The sequence below is a fragment of the Massilia sp. NBRC 108631 genome, assembly GCF_059704565.1.
Map to the genome: position 1 here is coordinate 39,038 of NZ_BAAKJE010000271.1, position 23,282 is coordinate 62,319.

Genomic DNA, 23,282 nt, shown 5'->3' on the forward strand with positions numbered 1-23,282 from the left:
GAGCTATGCTATATTGACAATCTTTCTGCCGACTTTATCGCTCGCAACGGGACAACAGACTATGAAGAAAAAAGAGACGAACCCAAAGGTTGACGCGTATGTGGAACAAGCCACGACCTGGCAAGCCGCGTTGCGCAAACTGCGCGCCATCATCCTCGACTGCCAGCTCAACGAAGAGCTGAAATGGGGCGTGCCCTGCTACACGTTCAACGACGCCAACATCGTCCTGATCCATACCTTCAAAGAATACTGCGCCATCCTGTTCTTCAAGGGCTCACTACTCAAGGACGAAGAAGGCGTGCTGATCCAGCAGACCAAGAATGTGCAGGCAGGGCGTCAGATCCGCTTTACCAGCGCCAGCCAGGTCGACGAGATGCAAGCCGTCGTGAAAGCCTATGTCCAGGAAGCCGTCGCTGTCGAAAAAGCGGGCCTGAGCGTGGAGTTCAAGGAGACGGCGGACTTCGACATGCCGGAAGAGTTCCAGGCCAGGCTGGACGACTCGCCGCAGCTGCAGGAGGCGTTCGAGGCGCTCACGCCGGGACGGCAGCGCGCCTACCTGCTGCACTTTGCCGAAGCAAAGCAGTCCAAGACGCGCACGGCCAGGGTGGAGAAATGCGTACCGCACATCTTGGCAGGCAAGGGGCTGAAGGACTAAATCAGGGAGGCGGCTACGAAATGTGCCGGCGCGTGTCGGGTACGGGAATGCGTTCCCCCTGCGGCGACACGATCCAGCCGTCCAGCTTCTGCCGCAACTCAGCCACATTCTCAGGCGCGATATCGGCCAGGATATTGTTCCCGCTGTGATGTATGACGCGCCCCTGCGGCAGCGTGCCGAGCAAGGCAAGCGCCTCCTCGGCCGACACCGCCGCTGCATTCGTGCGTCGTAAGATAAGCTGGCTCATATCTTCAATATAGCACGCCGGCCGGCAACCGCCGGCCGCACCGGCATCAAGGCAGCAGCCCCAATCCCTCCAGGTCCTTGGGAAAGCCCAGCGGCTTGGCAGCCGCGTTGATCACCGCCAGCATGGCGGTGGTCCGCTTGCGGTCGCGCGCCATCGCCAGCACTTTCGGCTGCGCAGCCAGCAGCACGGCGGCCGCCCCCGCCGCCGCAGGGCAAGCCATCGAGGTGCCGCTCATCACGCCATGCCCTTTGCCCGGCAACGTGGAGACGATGCCCACGCCCGGCCCGGTCAGATCGATTTGCGGGCCGATGTTGGAGAACTGCGCAATGAAGGTTTCCTTATTGCTCGTTGCCGCCGGCGGCGCGACATCGAGCTGCTCGGACGAATCGGCCGGGAAGGTGCCCTGCTTGCCTGCCGCCGACACCGCAACCGACTCGGCCCATGCAGCAGGGTAGGACACCGGCTGGCGGCCATCGTTCCCCGCTGCCACGATGCACAGGGTACCCTGGTCGAAGGCGGACTTGATGGCGTCGCGCACGGCTTCATCGGGCGTATCGCCGCCCAGGCTGAGGTTCAGCAGATCGCACTTGTCCGCCACGCCCTGCTCTATCGCACGCAGGATGTCGTAGTTGCTGGCCCCGCCGCCCGCATTCGGAAACACCCGGTAGCTGTACAGCGTCGCGCCCGGCGCCACGCCCTGCTTGCCGCTGGGCTGCTGGCCGCGCGCGCCAACGATGCCCGCCACATGCGTGCCGTGCTCGCCTTCCAGCTTGGCCGGTCCCCAGCCGCCGGCATCGTTCTCGTCCGCGACGAAGGCGGCGCCACCCGCGACCGCCAGGTCTGGATGAGCACCATCGACGCCGGTATCGATCACGCCCACCCGCACACCGGCGCCGGCATCGGCCGCATGGTGCCCATACAAGGCATCAAGATAATCCGGCGTGGCCAGGTCGACCGGCGCGATGCTCTTCACACCGCCATCCTTGATCGTCACCGACCGCTCGCACAAGTCCCAATAACCGGCAGGCCCGTAGATCAGCAACAGTTCCAGCTTCTTGCTGGTGGTGGTGAACTTCAGGCTCACCAGGCCTTTGGCATTGGTGGTTCCCTGCTGCCCCACGCCGGCCGCCAAGTCCGTAAACGCCACCACCTGCGCACCCTTCACCGGCTTGCCCGTGCCGGCGTCCGTCACCTTCAAGCCGATGCCGGCTACCGGTTTGGCCTGCGCCTTGCCGGTCGATTGCTTCACGATCTGCAGCCTGGGGCTGCGCGCCACGTGGTAACGCACCTCGGGCACCAGCTTGATGCCCGCGTTGCTGGCCTTGAGCGCCGCCGCCTCCGCATCGCTCAGTTCCACCAGCTTCGGCCCCGTCTCCGCCGTCGAATGGACCACTTTCACCGTCTTCGGCTTGGCCGCCTTGGCCGTGGTCTGCAACCCCGTCCGCACGAACAGGGCGCGGTTGAATTTCTCCTCGCTGGTGACGGTCAGCTTGAGCGCCGGCGAATACAGCCCGCGGTTGGACAGCAGCACATAACGTTGGACATTGGATGGTTTGACGGCCATTGCGATCTACCCTTCTGAATGGAAACGAGATCTGGGGATAGTACCGCCTTTGGCAAGGAGTTGCTAACACGATAAATCGGCGAAGGACGCTCGCGCGTCTGGTATCCATATTGGCGCGGACGCAAGCATCCGCACCTTTGTTCAGATTTACAAAGCCGTTTCCAATTCCGCGAGCTTTTTCTCAAGCATTGACCGCTCGTTCGGGTTGCTGATTTTCGGTAGCACCTGACGCAGGGCCAGCGCATTTGCTTTTGTCAGAGCCTTCTCTGATGCAACGGCCACATCAGGTTTCACGCCGGTCCCCTCCCAATCGCCTTGTGTGATCAGGTTGATCGAGCGCCCTACCGGTATGACGGCGACCAAGTTCGGATCGATACGGAACGGCTGGATTGGATGCGCACCGCCGCCGGTGGTTTCACCGACTACCGTGATGCGCTTGATCGCTTGGAGGTTGTATGTGAAATCTTCGGCTGCGGAGAAAGTTTGGCCGCTGGTTAACACGTAGACAGGCTTGTCTGCGCCAAAGCGCGCTCCGGGAACGGCTGGATCGCTCCAGAAGGAATTGGTTTCATTGTCAGCCCGGAAGTATATGTCCGACAGATGTACCTTCTTGTCGCCAAGCAGGTAGCTTGCCACATGCGCCACCATGCGCGGGTCGCCGCCCCGGTTTTCACGCAAGTCGATGATCATCGCGTTGCCATTGGCTGCCAGATTCATGGCGGCTGTGGCAGCCGCATTGGCGATACCCGCATCAAAGAACCCGTTGAACTTGAGGTACATAATATTGCCGGGTAGGCGCTCTACCTTTTCAAAGGAGAAATTGAGGTATTGCCCCATTTCGGTCATACGCTGCCGAACCTCGGCAGGCATGGCCTGGTTGAGAGAGGGCCGCGGGCGGTCAGGCTGCGCATTGGGAACGTAGCGGATGCTCAGGTGTTTGTCCGGGTGGGCAGCCTGGATATGTGTTGTCAGCAAGCCTGCAAATTCCGTCTCCGTCGCAGCCTTCTGGTAGTCGCCCTTGAGCAAATGATTGCGGACGGCGGCAGCCATCTTCTTGCCTTCGTCGGCGAAAACATATTTATCGGATAGGCGTTGGGCTAACAGGTCTACGGCAGCGGCCTTGTCTGCCGCGCTCAACGACCGCGATTGTTGCGCGGATGCGGCGGGCTTTTGTTCTTGTGCGCTGGCGGTGGGGAGGGCGATGACGCAGAAGATCATGGCTGCGGCGGGAAGGATGTGTCGCATAGTAGGATTTGGCTCCATATGGGATGAATGAATCAAAAGGTGCAAACGCTGTAATGCTCTTGTGTTGCCTGATGCCGTCGGCATCGACTGTGCCACGATGCCGCGTGCTACTTGAACGCTTCCTGTCCGCTGCCAGCTACATCTGGCGGAACTGCCTGGTGTACGCTTCACTAACGGTCAAGCGCTCAGCCCGGCCCTTCAGGATCACCTCCAGGCCGGCGCCGCCGCGTCCCCCTTGTTCGCTGCGTTCGATCCGGTCGACAGCCTGCAGGTTGACGATGGCGCTGCGGTGGATTTGCGCGAACAGCTGTGGGTCCAGCTGCTCGAGCAGGGACTTGAGAGGCAGCCGGATCAGCGCATCGCCGTTCTCCGTCACCACCCGTGTGTACTTTTCGTCCGACTGGAAGTACAGCACTTCGCTCACCATCACCAGCCGCACCGTATTGCCGCTCGAAGCCTTGATCCACTTCAGGTATACAGGCGCGCGTTCCTGCTCGAACAGCTTTTCCCACACGGCCGGCGGCGGGCTTGCGACCACACGCGACTTCAGGCGACGGATCGTCTGCAGCAGGCGCGCGGTCGTCAGCGGCTTGACCAGGTAGTCGGACGCGCCGGCATCGAAAGCGGCCAGGGCATAGTCCGCGTAAGCCGTAACGAACACCACCTGGCAGGACTCGGGAATATGGCGCGCCACCTCCATGCCGTTCAGGCCGGGCATCTGGATGTCCAGGAACACGATGTCTGGCTTCAGCGCATCGATGCCCGCCACCGCGTCGATGCCGTTTTCGGCTTGGCCGGCGATCTGCAGCTCGGGCCACAGGACGCGCAACTGGTCCGTCAGTTCCGCCCGCAGCAGAGGCTCGTCTTCGACGATCAGGGCGCGGGGCATCAGGCAGGACTCCCCGCCACCGGCACCGTCAGCACGGCGCGCACGCCTTGTCCGTCGCCGGGCGCCACGAACAGGCTCGCCTCGCGTCCATACAACAGCTGCAGGCGCTCTGCGATATTGGCCAGTCCCGTGCCCTGCCCGGCCTGTTCAGTCAAGCCGACGCCGTCGTCAACCACAGACACGCCCAGCAACTCGCCGCTCCCCTTGCTCTCACACCTTGCGCTGATGGTGATCAGGCCAGGCCGGCTGGCCCGCTCCAACCCGTGTTTGACGGCGTTCTCCACAAGCGAGATCAGCATCGCGGGCGGGAACGGCAAGCCGCGCAAGTTCTCTTCCACGTCGACTGCGAAGCGTAGGCGCGTGCCCATGCGGATGCGCATCACCGCCAGGTAGTCGCTAACAAGATCCATCTCCCGTCCCAGGGTCGAGGACACCGAGCGCATATCCGGTAACGCGTTCTGCAGATAGCCGACCAGGTGGTCGAGCATGTCCTGCGCACCCTGCTGGTTGGTGCGGATCAAGTACTTCAGATTGGCCAGGGTATTGAACAGAAAGTGTGGCTCGACCTGGGCCTGCAAGGCCGACAGGCGCGCCTGCAGCGAGGTGCGTTCCAGCTCGCGTTCACGACGCGCCGCATCCAATACGTTTGCATGGCGCGCGAGGTGCTGGCGCAGCTGGACGCACACCATCTCGGCGGCCTTCAGCGACTCGCCCTGCTGGATCGCGAACCAGGCCAGGCCCGGGCGGCAACGCAGTTCGATGTGGCAACTGGGCCCCAAATCGGACGATACCCGCACCTCGACATGGCGCCCCAGCACCATCGGGCGCCATCGGCCCAGAACGATCCGGCCCTTGAAAGGATCGTGGAAGAACGCCGGTGGGCCTGAGTAGCCAAGCGCCGTGCCGAGCGCGAGTCCCGACAAGGATTCGGTGCACAGGTCAAAGGTGATGCTGGAATTGAACGGCGCATCGATGCGGCGCGCCACCGAGGAAGCCATCCCCTCGGCACACAGCGCCTTGCCCTCCTCGCCCAGCCGGACCAGATAGCTGCGCGCGATCCCGCTCGACAGCAGCGCGAACCAGGCCATCACCGCCAGCACGATGCCGCCGATCATGTACGGACTCAGCTTGCGGGCCTCGGATTCGCCCGGCGCAGCCGTGCCGAAGTTCAGCCAGAGCGGCAGCAGCGCGATCGCCAGCGACAGGAACAGCAGCGAGCCGGCATTGAAGCGCAGCGCCGATTGCAGCAGGTAGCGGCGCACCAGGCGGCGGTCGTGCTTGACTTCCGGCACGGGAGCAGCGTTGAATGGCAAAAATCCGGGAGAACTCATTAAATTCCTCGTGTTGAACCTGTCCCGCCATTCTAGCGGCTCGGCTGCGCGTGTTTTGCCCATGCGACGAACACCCGCAAACCGGGGAGGAAACCGGCGCCAGCGGGATGAACACCGCCGACCGAATCGCCGACTGGGCCTGGCGGTCCAGACGAATATCGGCATGTGCCCACCTCGGCGGGAAAGCCGCAACTGGCGCGGGCATGAGGCAACCGCACTAAATGCAAGCGACGCGCCGCGACGGCGCCTCTGACCAGGCCATGCCGCCTCGCGACGAAAGACGCATGCTAGTGCCCCCAACCAAAATTAAATTCTCAGTGCGATCCCATCTGAGTCACGTCCGTGCCATGCCCGTCCTGGCGGGAACACGTGTTTGTTTGGATTGGCAACATGCTATCCTGTGATCAAGGACCGCATTCGGCCAAAAGCAGCCGCTCTTGAGTTGCCTTTGTCTCGCAAACCGCGACCGCATACATGGAGAAACAGTGCCTCTAACTATCAAGTCGGTGTTCCGTACTGCGTCGATGCTTGGCGTCGCTGCGGTTATTGGCGTGACTGCAGCTACATTTAGCACCTGCGGCGTTGGGCTTGCCCATGGAACGGGCACTTGGTGCGCGTTGCCGCTGGTTTGGTTCATCGGGTTTCCTATCGCGATAATTGCCGCGCTTATCTTCGGATTACCGCTTGCGTTTTTGTTTTGGAAGTTACGTCTAACGCGTTGGTGGCAGTTCGGAATGGCCGGCTTTATCTGTGCCATACCTATCTGGATCGAGCTTGCTGGACCGTTCACATCTGTCCGCTGGGCGCAATCCGGTCTTTATGATTCTCTGAATTATCTGGGATCGGGGCTCGCAAGCGGACTCGCCTACTGGTGGATATGCCAGAAAGTAGGCATTCGTAACGGCACTGATGAGATGGCCCAAGAATTCGATCGGCCCGCGTGACCGTCCGCTGCGGGGCGCGTTCTGCCGGGTGTGACATTTCGTGACTTTTCCTTTTCGGCAACATGCTATCCTGAGCGCCAACGGCCGGGTCCGGCCAACAACGGACGTTTCCATACCCCCCAAGTGTGAGTACTTTTCTCAGCGATGACCATTAACTCAGAATCACTCGTGCGCGTCGTTGAAACGATGAAAGACGGTCTGCCAATTATTTGGACGTACGTTCCACATATGCCGGTGGAGGCGACACGGCATGCCATCCCTTGGCTGACCGTAGTCCGGTGGGAATATGATGGATTCCCAGACAATGGCATGCCTCGGACCGAGGAGAACCAACTAATGCTGTCACTTGAGATGGCACTTGAATGCATCGAGCGTCCGGAGTTTTGTGTTGAAGTCTATCGTCGGGTCGGCGCGGGGTTGAGGGAATTTGTTTACTACATCGCGAATCGCGACAGATTCCTTGAGGAATTCAATGCCCACGCCGCCGGAAAACCGCGTTTCCCGATTGAAATCAAATTCTACAAGGACGAAACATGGTCCGAACTTCGAGACCTCATCGATGACTTCAGCGCAATCAGCGGCGCGAGTTGAGTATGCGGACTGTTAGCGGCCAAGAGACTGACATTGGCTTTGGTTTTTCTTGTGAACTGGGCTGTCTAGCTAGCCAACTATTTCAGTGAGCACTTGTATGATGAAATTTGCATTGATGCTGTTGCCGCTGTTCTCCGGCCTTAGCTATGCCGACGACAAAATCGCCGACAAGCACCAAATGGTCAGCGTTCAAGATAAGAATATGGCCATGGCAATAGAAAAAGCACGAAGCACGTTGGACAGCTTCCTTGCCATATCCAGAAATCCGCCTGCTGGCGCGATGGGTTTCAAGTTAAAGGTGATGATGTCCGACAACAACGGCGTTGAACATTTCTGGATGACTCCATTCAAAGAAGTCAACAGCGGATTCGCAGGCATCCTCGCGAATGAGCCAAAGGTAGTCAAATCAGTGGAATGGGGGGGGGTTATACGAATTCAAGCGAGAGCAAATTTCCGACTGGGGCTACGAACGGGAAGGTAAGCAGATGGGCAGTTTCACCGTCTGCGCTCTCTTCAAATCTTTGCCTAAGGATGACGTCGCCAGGTATAAGAAGGACTATGGATTTACCTGCGAGAATTAGCGTTTCAACTTTTAATCACGTTGGGCCGCTACCGGCCAATAGCCGCCATACGTTGAACTTTTGCGAACTAATAAATAGGAGTCAAGTTGTTTTTGAAGATATTTGCAGGTGCGCTTTTATTCCTCTTGACGATCATACTTGCCGGGATGTACGGACTAACTTTTTATGTTTGGCCCACTGGCTTTAATGATGAGAAATTGGTTGTAACACCTGAGGTTATGCAGCGCTTGCGTAGTTTGCAGTTGGAGCATAAGTTTGGACCAGATACCAGTACGTTCTACCCTGGGGCAGTCAATGAGTCGCAAAGGTCAGCTGCGCAGGCAGCAGTGGATTCGGCAATTCAGTCACTGATTGCTGAGCTGCCCATGCGGCCACAACGTTCGACCGTGCTTAAAGCAATGAAAGCTACGCTGGCTAATTTCGATACTTCAGAATCTGAGGAACGTGATCAAATTCTGGCGTACCTGACGAAAGTGATGCAAATTTGTGGAGTTGAGAGTTCCTCTGAGCTATTCAATGTGTGGCGGTACGGATTTCCGTATGGCTGGTTCCTCTAACGGCCAGAAGCAGCCCACTGGCCGCTAAAGTTTTCCACATCATTTCGCAATAACCAGTACCAGGTTTCAAGACCCGCTTCATAAGCGGATTCGAATATATGGACATAGTCAAAATTACAAGCAATTAAAAATGTCGAGCGAGCAGGGCGAGACGCCCGATTAAAGCTTTCGTAGAATTGTATGAAGCCACTGACTCTGCTTTAAAAGAAGTGGTCGAACTGGGCGCAAGCGAAGCGACTATAGAGACTCTTGTAAAGAGTCATGTTATCAACGTCGTGACAGCAGTCGAGGTCTATTTTCGCGATATGCTAGATACCATTTTCAGATTATGCAGAGCTGAGGCATTTGAAAAAAATAAAAAATTGCATGATAAAAGTTATAAGATAGATGACCTTCTAGCTATATATGTGAATCGCATTCATTCGCTAGAGTTAGTAGCGGATGGGTTGAGTTTTCAAAATATAGAAAATATTGAAAAGACCTTCTCCATTTTGCTGGAGAAGCCATTCTTCAAGCAAACCAAGCAGCTCGCGTGGAAATTGAAAAATGCACCTGAAACTGAATCTACAATACAATATTCGGATATTGAAAATCTTGAAGGTATTTTCAGGAGCGTCATTTTTAATACATAATCCCAACAGAAATCTGAGCATGTCGTTAATCTTAACGCAGGAGCGAATTAACTCGGTACTTAGCGTAGTCATGGCCTCGGATTTGGTTTTAACAAACTTTATCAACGAAAATATTGACCCCGAACTTTTATCCTCTAACTCAAACAGCGCGGGCGCCGATTGAACCACGACCAGCTTTTAACGCATCGCGCGTAATCATCGCGTATTGTTCACGGTCTGCTTAGGGGCGAGAACGGAAGTTGCAGGCAGGTCAGACCGAGATCGATAATAATCTGTGACGGCCCAGACTCCCTATCCGCTCCTGCTCGGCCCAGCATCCGCGGTCCCGTCAACCGCCGCCCGGCACCATGCGAACCTCGCCTCAGGAGTAGCCATCCCCTCGCACAATAGCCTCACTGCGGCCCGCTATGCGCGAACAGAAGGCATCTGAAACGCAAAAAGCCCAACCTGTTAAGGCTGGGCTTTTTGTTTGCTGCTGAATTCTGGCTCCCCGACCTGGACTCGAACCAGGGACCTGCGGATTAACAGTCCGTCGCTCTACCGACTGAGCTATCAGGGAAAAGAGGCCACATTATAGTGAGCCTTTTTCAGGCTGTCCAGAGCAGGTTGAAAATATTCTCCCGACCCCGGACAGCTTGCGGGCTGCTTAGAAGCTGCCCTTGAACTGCACGCCCCACTGGCGCGGCTCGTTGATGAAACCGGTCAGGTTGTTGAAGTCGATGGCGCCGGTGATGCGCTGGGTGTCGGTGATGTTGCGGCCGAATGCTGCCACTTCATACTTGCCGCCCGCCCAGTTGTAGCCCACGCGCACGCCGCCTTCGGTCAGCGGCTTGCCGGTGAACTCTTTGGCTTCGTACAGGAAGAAGTTCACCTTGCTGCGGTAGGACCAGTCGGTCAGCACAAACAAGTTGCCTTCGGCCAGCGGCCAGTTGTAGCGCGCGCTGGCGTTGAAGATCCACTTCGGCGCCTGTGGCAGCGCATTGCCGTCGATGACCACGCGGCCGGCCGCATTGATCGGATCGGTCACCGTACACTGCGCACACTTGTTCACCGACAGCGAGGCGTCGTTGATTTCGGTGAAGTTGTACGAACCGCTCAGCGCCACCTTGAACTGGTTGGTGATGAAGCCTTCGATCTCGCCTTCCAGGCCATGACCCTTGGTCTTGGCCGCGTTGATCAGCTTATTGACGTTGGAATTGCCGCCGACAACCGTCAGCTGCTGGTTCTTCACGTCATACTGATACACGCTCAGCGATGCGCGCGCGCGGCGGTTCAGCAGGTCTGCCTTCACGCCGGCCTCGACCGAGGTGATGGTTTCAGCGTCGGCCACGGTGATTGGCACCGAGGTCGATGCAGCGGCGATACTCGGAGCACGGAAGCCGGTCGCCAGGCGCGCGTATACACTCACGTCCTTGTTCAGCGCGTAGGTGCCGCTCAGGTCCCAGTTGATCTTGTCCTTGCTAGCCTCCACCGACTTCGGACCGACCAATGTGGTGTTGATCGCTTCCAGGGTGTTGAAGTCCTTCTTGTCCTTGGTGTAGCGCAGGCCACCGCGCACGGTGAACTGCTCGTTCACGGCGTAGTTGACGGAACCGAACGCCGCCCAGGCGGTGTTCCTCTGCTGGCTGGTGACGCGGGTGGTGCGCACGCCGGCGGTGTTGAAGTTGTCGGTGCCGCCGGTGGCATCTTCATTGAAGTAATACACGCCCGCCTGCCAGTTTATCGGACCGGCATTCTTCGACTCCACGCGGAACTCTTGCGAGTACTGCTTCAGGTCTGGAATGCTGCCTGCAGTCTCCACCTGGAACGGCACGGCCGGCGCGTTGCCCGGGTTACCGCCGTCGATGTCGCCGCGGCTCAGGTATTCGCTGATGGCTTCGTAGCCGGTGATGGAGTACAGCTTGACGGCGCCCAGGTCCCAGCTCAGGCGCACGTTGCCGCCGGCGGTTTTCAGGTTCTGGAAGTTCTGGCCGTTGGTGTAGATCTTGTCGGCGTCGAAACCATCAACCAGGTCGTTGGTGCCCTTCTTGATGATATTGGCGCGGAACAGGCGCGAGCTGCCGCTGGTGACGCGCTGGTGCACGTTGAACAGCGCGTTGAAGTCGGCGTTAGGCTTGTACAGCACTTGCACGCGCTCGGCGTGTTCGTTGTAGCCTTCCATCGAATCGTCTTCCTTGGTGAAGGCGTTCGAGACGTAGTCGTCGCGGTGCTGGCGCAGTGCGGACACGCGCATCGCCCATTCGTTCGACAGCGGAACATTGACCGCGCCTTCGACGTTGGTGGTGCCGTGGCTGGCGTAGGACAGGTTGTAATAGCCTTCCATGCCTTTCAGGCTAGGCTTGGCGGATTCGAACTTGACCACGCCGGCCGGGGTGTTACGGCCGAACAGCGTGCCTTGCGGACCGCGCAGCACTTCCACGTTGGCCAGGTCGAACATCGGATAGCCCTTGAGGATAGGGTTCTCTTGCACGACGTCGTCATAGATCAGCGACACGGGCTGGGATGCGAAGGTGCTGAAGTCGGCGTTGCCGTAGCCACGGATATAGAAGCGCGGGAACACGCGGCCGGTCGACGATTCCACGTTCAGGCTAGGCACTTTCCCAGCCAGTACGCGGATGTCCTGTCCGCCGGACAGGATCACGTCCAGCTTTTCATCCTTGAGCGAGGAGACCGATACCGGCACGTCGCGGATGTTTTCGGTACGGCGCTGCGCGGTCACGGTGACCGTCTCCAGCTGGCCGGCTTGCGCTTGCTGTGCATCTGCCGATTGGGCCATGGCCGCGCCGGCTGGCACCAGCGCGCTCAGCGCCAGTACGGCGCTGCCGGTGCGGGAAAAACGCTTCTGCATCTTGGACATCTTAATCATTCACATTCCTGTCTGGGTCGTGCTTGGTTAGAGAGAGTGTCTCCGCCCCTCCCTTGCCGGGAGTGTTATGTTGTGCAAAACGCAAAAGGCCGCGCTAGTAGCGCGGCCCAACACCTTGCATCAAAGAGCGCGAATTATATATGCCCTATATAAACGCGAACAACATTTTTTTCATGATATGTGTTATGCAAGACCAAAGAGAGCTATCAGCGCAGCGCGAAGTCCACGCCGCAGAATGACGGCGAAGCCTTGGCTGTGACGATGAAAACCCGCTCCGCCGGCACCGCGCCGGTGGTGATCAGCCACTCCTTGGCAGCTTGCGCGCGGCGTCCGCCCAAGGCCAGCACATCGGCTTCGGAGACGGCGGAATTGGCCAGCATCAGCTTTTCCATCTCCGCCTGCGGCAACGTCTTCTGCAGGCCGATGGCGTTCTTCGGCTTGGCAAAGGTTTCATCCTTGTACACGCGCGCCAGCAAAGCCGGGTACTCGTCCTTGCCCACCTCCACGCCGCCTTCGGGCACCGCGCCACGCGCCTGCAGGTCGCGCGTTTTCAGCTGGCGCACCTTGCGTTCGATGGCGACGTGCTTGAGCGCTTCCAGATCGGCAACCGGATCCACGCGGCCGGTGATGTCGAGCTTCAGGCCGGGACGCTCGGTAAGCGCCTTGGACAGGGAGCGCAGCCGCGTTTCGCTGGCCGGCAGCAGATTGGCGCGGCCGGCGTCGAAGTCCAGCTTGGACAGTTCTTCGCCGCCGCCGAACAGGGAGCCGATCAGCGCGAATGGCGAGGTCACCGTCTTCACGATGGCATTGCCGATGATCTTGAGGATGATGCCGCCCACCGAGAATTCCGGGTCGTCCAGCGAGCCGCCGATCGGTACGTTGATGTCGATCACGCCATTGCGGTCGCTCAGCAGCGCCACGGCCAGGCCCACTGGCAGCTTGGTCGCGTCGGGGTTGGTGCTTTCGCTGCCGAAGGTCAGCTGGTCGAGCACCAGGCGATTTTCGGCCTTCAGCGCGCGGTTTTCCAGCTGGTAGCCTACTTCGAAGGTCAGCTTGCCTTTTTCGATGCCGTAGCCGACATACTTGTCCGCGTAGGTCGACAGCTGCGCCAGCTCCATGCCACGCACCTCGGCCTTGAGGTCCAGCGACAGGTCGCGCTTGAGCGGGTTGACGCGGCCGGAGATCAGCAGCGGCGCGCTGTTGACTTCACCGCGCAGCGATACGATGGCATTGCTGTTGGCATCCGATGACAGGCCGGTGACGGTGCCGCCTATGCCTTTCAGGTTGGCGGTGTAGTTCGGTTTGATGAAGTTGTCGGTGAAGCGCACGCGTCCACCGGACAGCGTGAACTGGCCGATGCGGATGGGAGGCAGCGGCGTTGTATCGGCGGCCGGAGCGGCGGCCAGCGCTGCACCGGCGCCAGTTGCGGGGGCGGCCTTGGCTGCGTCGGCCTTGGCGGCCTTGGCAGCCTTGGCCTGCGCAATGGCGTCCTTGGCGCGCGAACCAGCTTCAGTCAGGCTGCGGTCTTCGTTGGCGGCGCTGCGCTTGATGTCCTGCACGTTGAGGCGGCCGGTTGGGTCGATGATTACGCGCGCGAAGAAGTCGCTCAGCGCCACCTTGTCCACGCTCATGGCGAACGGCTGCAGCTTCAGGTCCATGCCGCTGAACGACAGCGCTTTCCAGCTCAGGAAGTCGTTCGAGCTGGATTTATCGATCGTGGCCAGGTTGTTCAAGCCGACATCGCCCTTGAAGCCGCCCGCCAACGCGCCATCCTTACCGGTATCCAGCAGCAGCTTGCCCCTGGTGCTGAGTGCCGCCTGCGTGAAACGCAGGTTAACGTAGTCGGTGGCGTAAGGCTGCAGCGGCAGCAGGCCGATATTCTTCAGGTCCAGCGCCAGGTCGGCGCTGAACGGCGACAGGCCCAGCGTGCCGGCGATACCAAGCTGGCCGGTCTTGTTCACGGTCGCCTTCAGATCGAGCTTGCTGCGGCTGGCGGGAGCGCTGGAGACGTCCTGCAGCGCCAGGCTGACCGGCGACAGGGCAAAGACCGAAGGTTCGGCATGGCTGCGGTCGTCCACCCGCAGCGACCAGTCCTGGATGTCCAGGCGGCCCACCGTCACCAGGTAGGGTTCGTCGCCGTCCCGGGCCTTGCCGGCGGGCTTCCCGGCCGCAGGCTGTGCGGCGGCGCGCTTGCCCTGCGTGTAAGCGAGGTTGGCGCCCGTGGATGCCATTTCGGCGATTGCCACGGTCTTCTTGCCGGTATCGGCTACGATGCCCCGTATGGTCGCGGCAAACTTTTCAACATCGGCCTTGGCGGCCGCTTGCGGCGTGTCGTCGGCGTAGCGCAGCGAGGCATTGGTGAACTCCAGTTCCTTCAGCGATACCAGCGTGCCCGCCGGCGGCTGCGCGGGTTTGGCGGCGGCCACCGCAGGCGCCGCTGCGCCAGCCGGCCCTGCCGCAGCGCTTGCAGATATTGCAGGCGCCGCCGACGCGGCAGATGCTGCAGGCACCGCGGACGCCACTTTTGCAGCGGGAGCCGCCGGCAGCATCAGCTGCCCGAAATTGAGTTGCCCCTTGCGGTCGCGCGCCACTTCCACGTCCAGCCCGTCGAAGGCCACGCGTGCGAGGTCGTAGCGGCCGGCGAAGATATCCAGGCTGGCCAGCTTGGCGTCCAGTGCCGCCAGCTTCAGCAAGGGCTTGCCATCCGGCCGGGTCAGCGCCAGGTTTTTCAGGCTGGCGTCGCCCCGTATCACCAGCGCGGCCGCCTTGTCCTTGGGCTGCACAAAGCTGGCCGTCAGCCGCGTACTCAGCGAAGCGCTGGGCAGCTTGAAATTCGGCTTGCCCGGCAGGTAGTCCAGGTAGCGCGGCAGCGCCACGTCGTCCAGGTTCAATTCCACCTGCACTTCCTTCGCGGCGCCGAACGGAAGCGCCTTGCCCTTCAGGAGCAGCGGCGCGCCATTGATCTTCGCGCTCAGCAAAGGCTCGACAAACACCTGCACGTCGGCCGGCATGGACGACACGAACGGCACGCCCAGCTTCAGCCCCTCCACCGTATGCGTGGCGCGCGCGGGCATATCCTCGAACGCGATGCGCCCTCCTTCGAGCTGGATATTGTTCACCGCATAGCGCGCCGGCTCCGGCGACGGCGGCTGGCTGGCGGCCAGCGCGATGATGTCGTCTATGCTGTAGTGGTTCGCATCGGTGCGCACCAGGTGCACGTAAGGCTGCGCCAGCCGCACTTGCTGCACCACCGGCGCCATGCGCCACAGCGTCTCACCCGCCAGGTCCAGCGACAGCGCATCGAAACTGGCGAAAACGGCGCCGCCCTGCGGCTCCATCAGCTTGAAGCCGCGGATCTCCATCGCCAGCGTGAACGGATTGAATGTCACATCGTCGATGGTGAGCTGGCGGTGCAGCTTGTCGGCGACGAGCTGCACGGCCTGGCTCTTGACGATAGCAGGCAGCGCCAGAAAGCCGATGCCGGCATACAGCGCCAGGGCGCCAGCGGCGACTGCCGGCACGACGCGTAGTAATGTTGTCTTTTTCATTGAATCATATTAGCCAATCCGCTGGCTTATTGAAAGTTTGCATTGTTGGACAGCCGGCGCGATCATGCAGTAAGGTGGCCCCCATGCGGAAATCGATAGCCCGTCTTTGCATTCGCGCCTTGCTGGCAGCAGCCCTGCTGGAGGCAGGCCACGCTGTTGCCGTCGATGTCGTCATCTTCGACCAGCCTGTCTCCAAGGCCGACCGGCGGCGAGAATACGCGAATGCGCTGCTGACCGCCGTACTGGAGCGCACCGTGCCCGAATTCGGGCCCTATCAAATCCGGCATGCGGTGGCGCACATGGAGCGTCCGCGCCTGTTCCAGGCACTCAAGGACGGCGACCTGGTCAACCTGACGGCCTACCCCGCCACGCCCGACTGGATGCGCGAACTGAAGCCGGTGCCAGTCCCGATCGACTTGGGCTTGCAATCCTGGCGCATCTTCCTGATCGACGCCAAAAGCCAGCCCGCACTGCGCGCCACGCGCACGCTGGCCGACCTGGCGCGCCTGAAGGCCGGTAGCGGCAGCGCCTGGGCCACGCTGCAGTCGCTGAAAGAGGCTCATCTCACGGTGGTCACGGGTAGCAGCTACACCGGCCTGTTCCAGATGCTGATGGCCGGCCGTTTCGACTACCTGCCGCGCGGCGTAAACGAGATCTTTGCCGAGTACGATACCCACAAGCCGGACTATCCCGCCCTGGCAGTGGAAGAAACCCTGCTGCTGCACGACCGGATTCCGTCGCTGTTCTTCGTGGCGCCGCGCGAAAAGCGGCTGCACCGCCGCATCACGGCGGGCATGGAGGCACTGCTGGCGGACGGTTCGCTGGAACGGCTGGTACTGCAATATCACCGCAACGACCTGCGGCGCGCCAAATTGTGCACCCGTAAACGCTTCGAGCTGCCCAACAGGCAGCTCGACCCCGCCCTGTTCGGGCGCAAGGAATTGTGGCTCAACCCCTTCGAAGCGCGCCACGGCTTCTGCCCGGCACTGCTGCCGCGCTAGGGCCCGCCGGCGAATTTACATGCCCAGGGACTTGAGCAGCTCGTCGTTGTCTTCCTGCGCTTGCGAGGCGGCGGCGCTGTCGCTCGACGGGCTGGAATGGTCCATGTCCATCAGCGCGTCCGGATCCGGCGCTTCATGCGGGTCGAAGTCGTGCAGGCGGATGAACTCCGTGCGGTCGATCGCCAGCTCCAGGTAGAACACGTTATTCTTCTCGGTGTAGAACGACACGCGGCGCATCTCAGGACGGTCCAGCGGCGTGTCCACGTTCAGCATCACCTGCTTGGTCAGCACCAGCATTTTCGGCTGGTTCTGGGTGATGTTGGTCTGCAGCTCGCGCCGGATCTTGCCGGTGAAGTCGCCCACGATCTGGTTCATCAACTCGCCCAGGATGTTGGACACTTCGTCCGAGGTGTGCGAGCCGGCCAGCTCGGACTTGGGCATGCCCATGTGCAGCATGTAGCGCTCGTACAGCTCCATCGCCGTGTCTTTACCGAAGTTCAGCACCACCAAGCCGGTAAAACCGCCGTCGAACAGCACGAAGCAGCCGATATCGGGCTTCAGGCCAACCTTGGTGATCCGCTGCACCATCGCAGAATAGTGCACCGTGCTTTGCGTTGCGATGTTCAGCACCCGCGTGACCGAGTCGCACAGACTGGTCAGCAAATCCTCAGTGCCATATACAACCTTCTCATCCGTTACCATCTTCATCCCTTTTGTTTTTTCCATTCGCGAAACCTGCCCGCGTGTACATAGTGCAAGGATACTGGCCGGTGCAGCAGCCGTCCACCTCATTCAGCCATCCAGGGCAATTGCCGTTGCCATAATGCGCATGGTGTGCGGGAATTTGATAGCGAAAGCCGATCAAAAGTTACGTTTTGATAGCCGGTAAGGGAAATGGTCCATCGCAAATCGTGATTGCCGCCGCGTTGGTGTCGACGATGTGCGCTGCCGCGAGCTAAAACATGTGACAAAATGCTGCTTTATCCACATGAAAACTTGCAAGAGTACCTATGCAGCTACCAAACTTCAGCGAAAAATTTTCCGACAACCTCTCCCTGCTTCCCTCAAGGGATGCGGTTGCCGCAATCGAACTGGTCGACCACTCTGGCGCGCCAGCGGCAAAGATCGAAAATGTGCAAGGCCAGGCGGGATCGCTCCGGGTCTATTGCTGGCTGGCCGAGACCCTGGGCGCGATTACTCCCGAGGCGGCAGAACTTGGCTTGAAGATTTATGCCGAACACACCCAGGATGCCCGTGCCAATCCGGGGAAGCATCCCAACATCGACCGTCTGTTCAACATCAAGACGGCAGATCAAACCCTGCAGGTGAAGAGCGTGTAAGCTCGGCCCGGCCAGCCGGCGCCTGCCGCCGGCAGCTTCCTACAGCGCAGTAAAAATGCGCGCAAAATGCAAAAAGCCCAACCTGCTAAGGCTGGGCTTTTCTGTGTTCTGGCTCCCCGACCTGGACTCGAACCAGGGACCTGCGGATTAACAGTCCGTCGCTCTACCGACTGAGCTATCAGGGAATTGAGGCCCGAATTATATACGCGGGATTTGGAATTGACCAGAGCCCGCCGAAATATTTTCGATCAGGCCAGCGCGTAGTCCGCGTAGCCGTCCGGACGCACCAGCAACGCGGCGGCGCCGGCCAGCCCGGAAACCGGCTCCCGCAGCGTGGCGCGCACCGTTTGCACCTGGCCCGGTGCGCATACGCCCGCTGGCGCGTCGTCGCACAAGCGCAGGTAGAGCCAGCGGCCGCTGTGCAACAGGGTGTGCAGTTGCACCTGCGCGCCGCTGGCCAGATGCAGCGGGCAGTCCGGCACGCGCGCACCGGTCCACTGCTCCAGCACACGGCAGCCGTCCGGCGCCATCGACAGGCTGGCGGGGTAGCTGATGCCGAAGCCCGACACTTCCAGTGCCAGCGCACGGTTGGTGGCCGGATCGCGCAGCAGGCCGTCCATCAGCTGGCGAAGTGCCAGGCCGCGCGTGTCGCAGGCTGTCAGCAGCGCTGTCTGCGCCATGGTGTTGACCAGCAGTTGCTGGCCGACCGCGCGGCGTTCGCTATCGTAGCTGTCCAGCAGCGCCGCGCCGGCTTCGCCTTTCACCACGCCGGCCAGCTTCCAGCCCAGGTTGAACGCGTCCTGCATGCCGACGTTCATACCCTGCCCGCCCGCAGGCATGTGGATGTGCGCGGCGTCGCCCGCCAGCAGCACGCGGCCTTTGCGGTATTGGGCTGCCAGCCGCGTTTCATCCGAGAAGCGCGACAGCCACACCGCGTCCGAGAGCTGCAAGTCATAGCCAGCGACGCGGCACGCGCCTTCGGCCAGCTCTTCCAGCGTGGGCGGCTGCTGCGATGGCTCGCGGCAGCGCTGCGCATCGATCAGGATGATGCGGTGATAGGCGTCGCCCATCGGCACCACCATCAGCACGCCGGCCTGGTTGACTACCGTGTGCGCCTTGCCGGGCAACGGTGCGCCTAGGCGCACGTCGCCCAGCATCGAGTACACGGAGGCCGCATGCCCTTCGAACGCAATGCCGGCCTGCTGGCGCACCAGGCTGCGGCCACCGTCCGCGCCTGCCAGCCAGGCCGCGCGTGCGGTGAAGGCTGCGCCATCGATGTCGCCGCCGACGGATACGATTTCTTCATCCTGCCAAAGCTCGCGCACCAGCGCGCCGCGCTGCACACGCACGCCCAATTCGGCGGCACGCGCCTCCAGCAGCTCCTCGGTGACCGACTGCGGTATCACCAGGTTTACGCCGTACTGCGGATCGAGCACCGAAAAGTCCAGCCGCGTGTCCAGCACGGCGAAGTGGCCGATGCTGAACGGCAGCGCGCGCTCACGGAAGCGCGGCGCCAGCCCGCGCAGGCCCAGCATCTCCAGCGTGCGTCCATGCATGCCCATGCCGCGCGAATTGGATACGCGCTCGGCGCGCCGTTCCAGCAGCAGCACGTCCAGCCCCGCCAGCCGCAGTTCGCAGGCCAAAGTCAGCCCCACCGGGCCGCCGCCCACCACGATTACATCCGCTTCGAGTTTCATATTTTCTCCAATCTAACATCGTTAGGTATGGTAAACTAACATCGTTAGATAACCCATGTAAAGAAGAATATGGCCATACAGAAGGACGCGGTGATCGCCAAGGCGCTCGAACTGCTGGATGAAACGGGCCTGGAGGGCCTGACCATGCGCCGCCTGGCCGATGCACTGGAGATCAAGGCCGCTTCGCTGTACTGGCACTTCGCCAGCAAACAGGTGCTGCTGGACGGCATGGCGGATGCTTTGATGCACGACGTAGCGCGCAGCGCACCGGATGCCGATACCTGGCAGCAGCGGCTGATGGCGGTGGCGGGAGAAGTACGCCGGGCCTTGCTGGCGCGGCGCGACGGTGCGCGCGTGTTCGCCGGCACCTACGTGGTGTCCGAAAACGTGATGCGCGTGGGCGAGGCCCTGATGACGCCGCTGCACGACGGCGGCGCCAATCCGCGCACTGCTTCGTGGGGCGCGTTCGGCATCATGTACTTCATCCTGGGCTTCGTGATCGAGGAAAGCGGCATTGCGCCCGAGCACTTGGACGCCAAGGAGTTGATGCGGCGCGGCGGAGACTTCGCCAGCAAGCACGCCATGTTCCCGCACCTGACTGATGCGCGCGAACACATCTTCGATCCTGACTTCGATTCCCGCTTCGTCTTCGGCATGGAGACAATGATCGCCGGCCTGGCCGCACGCATCGCCGCAGAGGCCTGACAAACCGGCGCCGCCGCCACTGCGTTTCGGCGCCGCCCAACCCTGTTTCGTCGCAAGCCGGTGGCTGCCGCTGCGCTTGATCTTTAGCCTGACACTATCGATCAACCACCGGAGCACACCATGAAACGAACCATCCTCGCCATGCTGCTGGGCGGCGCCTGCCTGCTGGCATCTGCCGCGCCCCAGGAAATGGCGCCGGCCGGATTTGTCCAGGCACGCCAACAGTTCCAGGCTGGCGCCGCGGGCGATAGCAGCGCGCGCGACGCGGCCGCCGCCACTTTCGAGTCCCTGGCGGCAAGCCACCCAGGCCATCCGCTGCTGGCCGCCTACCAAGGCGCCGCCACCGCGCTGAAAGGCCGCGACGCGCTTCTGCCCTGGCACAAGATGAAGTTCGCCGAGAGCGGCGCGGACGCCATCGAAAAGGCGCTGGCGCAGCTCACGCCTGCGCACGACGAGGTGCTGTTCGGCGGCGCGCCCGAAAGCGTAGAGACGCGCCTGGTGGCCGCCAACACCCTGCTCGCCCTGCCCGATTTCATGAACCGCCGCGCCAGCGGCCTGCGTGCGCTGGACGCTGCGCTGAAGTCTCCCGTCTTTGCCCAATCCCCCGCGCCGGTGCGCGCCCGCCTGCTGGCGCTGGCCGCCAAACAAGCCGCAGCCGACAGGCGCAGTGCGGACGAAGCGGCTTATTTGCGCCAGCTGGCGGAGGCAGCGCCACAGTCGGCGGAAGCCACCAAGGCGGCAGCGCGCCTGAAGGAGCTGGGATTGTGATGCGCGCCGCCGAACCCTTGATGTCGCTGCGCGGCATCGGCAAGTCCTACACCCTTGGCGGAAACACCGTGCACGCGCTGCGCAACGTGGAGCTGGCCGTGGTGCGCGGCGAGATCGTTGCCGTTACCGGCCCGTCCGGCAGCGGCAAGAGCACACTGCTGAACCTGTGCGGCCTGCTGGACCAGGCCGACTGCGGCGAGCTGCTGTACGCCGGCCGGCCGCTGCTTGCGGCCGACGATGCGCGCAAGACGCTGCTGCGCCGCCAGACCATCGGCTTCGTCTTCCAGAGTTTCAATCTGGTGCCGGTGATGAGCGCCTACGACAACGTGGAATTCCCGCTCTACCTGCTGGGCGTGCCGGCCGCAGAGCGCGCACGCCGCGTCGATGCCGCGCTGGCGCGCGTGGGGCTGGCAGGGTTGGGCAAGCATCGGCCGGACCAGCTGTCCGGCGGACAGCGTCAGCGCGTAGCGATTGCGCGCGCCGTGGTCAAGCAACCGCAGCTTGTGATCGCGGACGAACCGACCGCCAACCTGGACGCTGCCACCGCCGCGCAAATCATCGGGCTGATGAAGGAGCTGGCGCACGAACACGGCACCACATTCCTGGTGGCCACCCACGACGAACGCATGATGCGCCACTGCGACCGCGCGTTGGCGCTGGCCGACGGCGTGCTGCTCGAAGGAGCGCGCCATGCTCACTAAGTTCAAATGGCTGTCGATGGCGCTAAAGAACGCCATGCGCAACCGGCGCCGTTCAATGGTCACGCTGGCCATCACGGCCACTGGCACTGCCGCCGCGCTGCTGGGCGGCGGCTTCGCGCTGTACACCTACGAGTCGCTGGCCGAGGCAAGCGCGCGCGACACCGGCCACCTGGTGCTGGCCGCGCGCGGGCACTTCAACGGCGTGGAGAACATGCCGCTGGAATTCGGCCTGCGGGATGCCCCCGGCGTGACGCGGCAGCTCTTGGCGCGCCCGGAAGTCAAGCGCGTGCTGCCGCGCTTGCAGTTCTCCGGACTGATCAGCAATGGCGACAAGAGCGAGATCTTCCTCGGCACCGGCGTGGACGCTGCGCAGGAGTTCCTCGTCAAGGGACCGTTCATGAAACGCGAAGCGGGCGAGCTGCTGGACCGCCGGTTGCCCGGACAGGACGCGGGCAACGGGCCCGGCATGGTGATCGGCACAGGACTGGCGCGGATACTGAACGCGCAGCCCGGCAGCGTGCTCACGCTGATGGCCACCACCGTGAACGGCAGCCTCAACGCAGTGGACGTCCACGTCACCGGCATCGTCAGCACCGGCATTTCCGACATCGACAAGCGGCTGGCGATGGTGGACCTGGCCACCGCGCAGGCGCTGCTGCTGACCGACAAGGTGAGCACGCTGAGCATCTACCTGAACGACATCGCGCTCGCCGGCGCCACCGCCGCCTCCCTGCAGGCATCCGGCCCCGCGCTGGAAGTGCGCACCTGGCTGCAGCAGGCCGTGTTCTATCAGAGCGTGAAAGGCCTGTACGACCGCATCTTCGGCTTCCTTGGCGCCATCGTGCTGGTGATCGTGCTGTTCTCCGTCACGAACACGCTGGCCATGGCGGTGCTGGAGCGGACCCGGGAAATCGGCACCTTGCGCGCCATGGGCGCCACGCCGGGCGAAGTGATGCGCGTGTTCACGCTGGAGGGACTGGCGCTGGGCAGCGGCGGCGCACTGGCCGGCATGCTGCTGGCGGGCGGCGTGGCGCTGTTCCTGCTGCTGGCGGGCATCCAGATGCCGCCGCCGCCCGGCCGCAGCAACGGCTATCCGCTTGCGGTGTCGGTGTCGGTACCGATGTATGCGGGCGCCGTGCTTGCGGTGGCGCTGCTGTCGGCGCTGGCGTCCTGGTTCATCAGCCGCAAGGCTGCCAAACAATCCGTTGTGGAGGCGCTCGCCCATGTTTAAGCAACTCATTCTCGCCGCCATGCTGGCGGCTGCTGGGCACGCCGGCGCGACGGACGTGCAGGCCATCCTGAAGAAGGCGGACGCCTTCCGCCTGCCGGACGCCTCGGCGCAGCTGGACACGCTGGTGCAGACCTTCAGGAACGGCCAGCCGGACAAGGAAAAGCGCTACCAGGTGCTGGTGCGGCCCGG

The 23,282-nt window shown here is 61.8% G+C and carries 23 protein-coding genes and 2 tRNA genes; 14 read left to right on the forward strand and 11 right to left on the reverse strand.

Annotation, left to right across the window (positions count from 1 at the left end):
* Positions 1–100 precede the first annotated feature (100 nt).
* The gene (locus tag AC6H42_RS30085; protein ID WP_229418209.1) at positions 101–655 is read left to right on the forward strand and encodes a YdeI/OmpD-associated family protein; all 555 of its coding nucleotides are present in this window, start codon (positions 101–103) and stop codon (positions 653–655) included.
* A 13-nt stretch (positions 656–668) separates the two neighbouring features.
* Here the strand turns inward: AC6H42_RS30085 and AC6H42_RS30090 are convergent, their stop codons facing one another.
* From AC6H42_RS30090 to AC6H42_RS30110, 5 genes are all read right to left on the reverse strand, one after another.
* Entirely contained in the window at positions 669–902 is a 234-nt protein-coding gene (locus AC6H42_RS30090; RefSeq protein WP_057155900.1) for a hypothetical protein, read from the reverse strand.
* Positions 903–948: 46 nt separating this feature from the next.
* Entirely contained in the window at positions 949–2,466 is a 1,518-nt protein-coding gene (locus AC6H42_RS30095; RefSeq protein WP_497549633.1) for a S8 family serine peptidase, read from the reverse strand.
* Between the two features lie 147 nt (positions 2,467–2,613).
* Positions 2,614–3,711, reverse strand: a complete 1,098-nt coding sequence (locus AC6H42_RS30100; protein ID WP_497549634.1) for a S41 family peptidase — start codon at positions 3,709–3,711, stop codon at positions 2,614–2,616.
* Positions 3,712–3,847: 136 nt separating this feature from the next.
* Positions 3,848–4,600, reverse strand: coding sequence for a LytR/AlgR family response regulator transcription factor (locus AC6H42_RS30105; RefSeq protein WP_057155903.1), 753 nt, complete (start codon positions 4,598–4,600; stop codon positions 3,848–3,850).
* A complete protein-coding gene (locus AC6H42_RS30110) occupies positions 4,600–5,931 on the reverse strand; it encodes a sensor histidine kinase (protein ID WP_497549635.1) in 1,332 nt (443 codons plus the stop codon). The genes AC6H42_RS30105 and AC6H42_RS30110 overlap by 1 nt, the downstream gene beginning before the upstream one ends.
* Positions 5,932–6,416: 485 nt before the next feature.
* On the opposite strand from AC6H42_RS30110, the gene AC6H42_RS30115 reads away from it, so the two are divergent.
* The 6 genes from AC6H42_RS30115 (at position 6,417) to AC6H42_RS30140 (ending at position 9,236) form a co-directional block, all read left to right on the forward strand.
* Positions 6,417–6,875 (forward strand): hypothetical protein, encoded by a 459-nt coding sequence (locus tag AC6H42_RS30115; protein ID WP_497549636.1) that lies wholly within the window; start codon positions 6,417–6,419, stop codon positions 6,873–6,875.
* A 168-nt stretch (positions 6,876–7,043) separates the two neighbouring features.
* Positions 7,044–7,466 (forward strand): DUF695 domain-containing protein, encoded by a 423-nt coding sequence (locus tag AC6H42_RS30120; RefSeq protein ID WP_497549637.1) that lies wholly within the window; start codon positions 7,044–7,046, stop codon positions 7,464–7,466.
* Between the two features lie 97 nt (positions 7,467–7,563).
* A complete protein-coding gene (locus AC6H42_RS30125; protein WP_497549638.1) occupies positions 7,564–7,947 on the forward strand; it encodes a DUF2314 domain-containing protein in 384 nt (127 codons plus the stop codon).
* A gap of 4 nt (positions 7,948–7,951) precedes the next feature.
* Positions 7,952–8,047 (forward strand): hypothetical protein, encoded by a 96-nt coding sequence (locus tag AC6H42_RS30130; protein ID WP_497549639.1) that lies wholly within the window; start codon positions 7,952–7,954, stop codon positions 8,045–8,047.
* 86 nt (positions 8,048–8,133) lie between these two features.
* Positions 8,134–8,604 carry a DUF4844 domain-containing protein gene (locus tag AC6H42_RS30135; RefSeq protein WP_497549640.1) on the forward strand — a complete coding sequence of 157 codons (471 nt, stop codon included), beginning with the start codon at positions 8,134–8,136 and terminating at the stop codon, positions 8,602–8,604.
* Between the two features lie 176 nt (positions 8,605–8,780).
* Positions 8,781–9,236: a hypothetical protein gene (locus tag AC6H42_RS30140; protein ID WP_497549641.1), complete on the forward strand. Its 456-nt coding sequence runs from the start codon at positions 8,781–8,783 to the stop codon at positions 9,234–9,236.
* A gap of 483 nt (positions 9,237–9,719) precedes the next feature.
* Here the strand turns inward: AC6H42_RS30140 and AC6H42_RS30145 are convergent.
* The 3 genes from AC6H42_RS30145 to AC6H42_RS30155 form a co-directional block, all read right to left on the reverse strand.
* Positions 9,720–9,795 (reverse strand) — tRNA-Asn (locus AC6H42_RS30145).
* A gap of 87 nt (positions 9,796–9,882) precedes the next feature.
* Positions 9,883–12,102, reverse strand: a complete 2,220-nt coding sequence (locus AC6H42_RS30150; protein ID WP_497549642.1) for a TonB-dependent receptor — start codon at positions 12,100–12,102, stop codon at positions 9,883–9,885.
* Positions 12,103–12,308: 206 nt separating this feature from the next.
* Complete coding sequence (locus AC6H42_RS30155; protein WP_497549643.1) at positions 12,309–15,650, reverse strand: DUF748 domain-containing protein; 3,342 nt, start codon at positions 15,648–15,650, stop codon at positions 12,309–12,311.
* Between the two features lie 83 nt (positions 15,651–15,733).
* Between AC6H42_RS30155 and AC6H42_RS30160 the strand changes: the two genes are divergently transcribed.
* On the forward strand, positions 15,734–16,651 hold the full coding sequence (locus AC6H42_RS30160; protein ID WP_157200963.1) for a transporter substrate-binding domain-containing protein: 918 nt from the start codon (positions 15,734–15,736) through the stop codon (positions 16,649–16,651).
* 15 nt (positions 16,652–16,666) lie between these two features.
* Here the strand turns inward: AC6H42_RS30160 and AC6H42_RS30165 are convergent, their stop codons facing one another.
* Positions 16,667–17,353: a DUF3334 family protein gene (locus AC6H42_RS30165; RefSeq protein ID WP_057156114.1), complete on the reverse strand. Its 687-nt coding sequence runs from the start codon at positions 17,351–17,353 to the stop codon at positions 16,667–16,669.
* 308 nt (positions 17,354–17,661) lie between these two features.
* On the opposite strand from AC6H42_RS30165, the gene AC6H42_RS30170 reads away from it, so the two are divergent.
* Positions 17,662–17,991, forward strand: a complete 330-nt coding sequence (locus AC6H42_RS30170) for a DUF2322 family protein (RefSeq protein WP_057155907.1) — start codon at positions 17,662–17,664, stop codon at positions 17,989–17,991.
* A gap of 109 nt (positions 17,992–18,100) precedes the next feature.
* Here AC6H42_RS30170 and AC6H42_RS30175 read toward each other — a convergent pair.
* Both AC6H42_RS30175 and AC6H42_RS30180 read right to left on the reverse strand, forming a co-directional pair.
* Positions 18,101–18,176: transfer RNA gene (locus AC6H42_RS30175), tRNA-Asn, on the reverse strand.
* A gap of 63 nt (positions 18,177–18,239) precedes the next feature.
* Complete coding sequence (locus tag AC6H42_RS30180; RefSeq protein ID WP_497549644.1) at positions 18,240–19,688, reverse strand: FAD-dependent oxidoreductase; 1,449 nt, start codon at positions 19,686–19,688, stop codon at positions 18,240–18,242.
* 69 nt (positions 19,689–19,757) lie between these two features.
* On the opposite strand from AC6H42_RS30180, the gene AC6H42_RS30185 reads away from it, so the two are divergent.
* From AC6H42_RS30185 to AC6H42_RS30205, 5 genes are all read left to right on the forward strand, one after another.
* Positions 19,758–20,393: a TetR/AcrR family transcriptional regulator C-terminal domain-containing protein gene (locus AC6H42_RS30185; protein ID WP_497549645.1), complete on the forward strand. Its 636-nt coding sequence runs from the start codon at positions 19,758–19,760 to the stop codon at positions 20,391–20,393.
* 120 nt (positions 20,394–20,513) lie between these two features.
* Positions 20,514–21,161, forward strand: coding sequence for a hypothetical protein (locus tag AC6H42_RS30190; protein ID WP_157200964.1), 648 nt, complete (start codon positions 20,514–20,516; stop codon positions 21,159–21,161).
* Positions 21,161–21,862 (forward strand): ABC transporter ATP-binding protein, encoded by a 702-nt coding sequence (locus AC6H42_RS30195; protein ID WP_497549646.1) that lies wholly within the window; start codon positions 21,161–21,163, stop codon positions 21,860–21,862. The genes AC6H42_RS30190 and AC6H42_RS30195 overlap by 1 nt, the downstream gene beginning before the upstream one ends.
* Entirely contained in the window at positions 21,852–23,093 is a 1,242-nt protein-coding gene (locus AC6H42_RS30200) for an ABC transporter permease (RefSeq protein WP_497549647.1), read from the forward strand. Before AC6H42_RS30195 ends, AC6H42_RS30200 begins: the two co-directional genes overlap by 11 nt.
* On the forward strand, positions 23,086–23,282 hold a 197-nt coding region (locus tag AC6H42_RS30205), incomplete at its 3' end, for a hypothetical protein (RefSeq protein ID WP_497549648.1). The genes AC6H42_RS30200 and AC6H42_RS30205, both read left to right, overlap by 8 nt.

What these genes read in the sequence shown, in the direction of transcription:
- AC6H42_RS30090 (WP_057155900.1), bottom strand. Translation starts at nt 902, where the DNA reads ATGAGCCAGCTTATCTTACGACGCACGAATGCAGCGGCGGTGTCGGCC.
- AC6H42_RS30095 (WP_497549633.1), bottom strand. Translation starts at nt 2,466, where the DNA reads ATGGCCGTCAAACCATCCAATGTCCAACGTTATGTGCTGCTGTCCAAC.
- AC6H42_RS30100 (WP_497549634.1), bottom strand. Translation starts at nt 3,711, where the DNA reads ATGCGACACATCCTTCCCGCCGCAGCCATGATCTTCTGCGTCATCGCC.
- AC6H42_RS30105 (WP_057155903.1), bottom strand. Translation starts at nt 4,600, where the DNA reads ATGCCCCGCGCCCTGATCGTCGAAGACGAGCCTCTGCTGCGGGCGGAA.
- AC6H42_RS30110 (WP_497549635.1), bottom strand. Translation starts at nt 5,931, where the DNA reads ATGAGTTCTCCCGGATTTTTGCCATTCAACGCTGCTCCCGTGCCGGAA.
- AC6H42_RS30125 (WP_497549638.1), top strand. Translation starts at nt 7,564, where the DNA reads ATGATGAAATTTGCATTGATGCTGTTGCCGCTGTTCTCCGGCCTTAGC.
- AC6H42_RS30130 (WP_497549639.1), top strand. Translation starts at nt 7,952, where the DNA reads ATGGGCAGTTTCACCGTCTGCGCTCTCTTCAAATCTTTGCCTAAGGAT.
- AC6H42_RS30150 (WP_497549642.1), bottom strand. Translation starts at nt 12,102, where the DNA reads ATGATTAAGATGTCCAAGATGCAGAAGCGTTTTTCCCGCACCGGCAGC.
- AC6H42_RS30155 (WP_497549643.1), bottom strand. Translation starts at nt 15,650, where the DNA reads ATGAAAAAGACAACATTACTACGCGTCGTGCCGGCAGTCGCCGCTGGC.
- AC6H42_RS30160 (WP_157200963.1), top strand. Translation starts at nt 15,734, where the DNA reads ATGCGGAAATCGATAGCCCGTCTTTGCATTCGCGCCTTGCTGGCAGCA.
- AC6H42_RS30165 (WP_057156114.1), bottom strand. Translation starts at nt 17,353, where the DNA reads ATGGTAACGGATGAGAAGGTTGTATATGGCACTGAGGATTTGCTGACC.
- AC6H42_RS30170 (WP_057155907.1), top strand. Translation starts at nt 17,662, where the DNA reads ATGCAGCTACCAAACTTCAGCGAAAAATTTTCCGACAACCTCTCCCTG.
- AC6H42_RS30180 (WP_497549644.1), bottom strand. Translation starts at nt 19,688, where the DNA reads ATGAAACTCGAAGCGGATGTAATCGTGGTGGGCGGCGGCCCGGTGGGG.
- AC6H42_RS30185 (WP_497549645.1), top strand. Translation starts at nt 19,758, where the DNA reads ATGGCCATACAGAAGGACGCGGTGATCGCCAAGGCGCTCGAACTGCTG.
- AC6H42_RS30190 (WP_157200964.1), top strand. Translation starts at nt 20,514, where the DNA reads ATGAAACGAACCATCCTCGCCATGCTGCTGGGCGGCGCCTGCCTGCTG.
- AC6H42_RS30195 (WP_497549646.1), top strand. Translation starts at nt 21,161, where the DNA reads ATGCGCGCCGCCGAACCCTTGATGTCGCTGCGCGGCATCGGCAAGTCC.
- AC6H42_RS30200 (WP_497549647.1), top strand. Translation starts at nt 21,852, where the DNA reads ATGCTCACTAAGTTCAAATGGCTGTCGATGGCGCTAAAGAACGCCATG.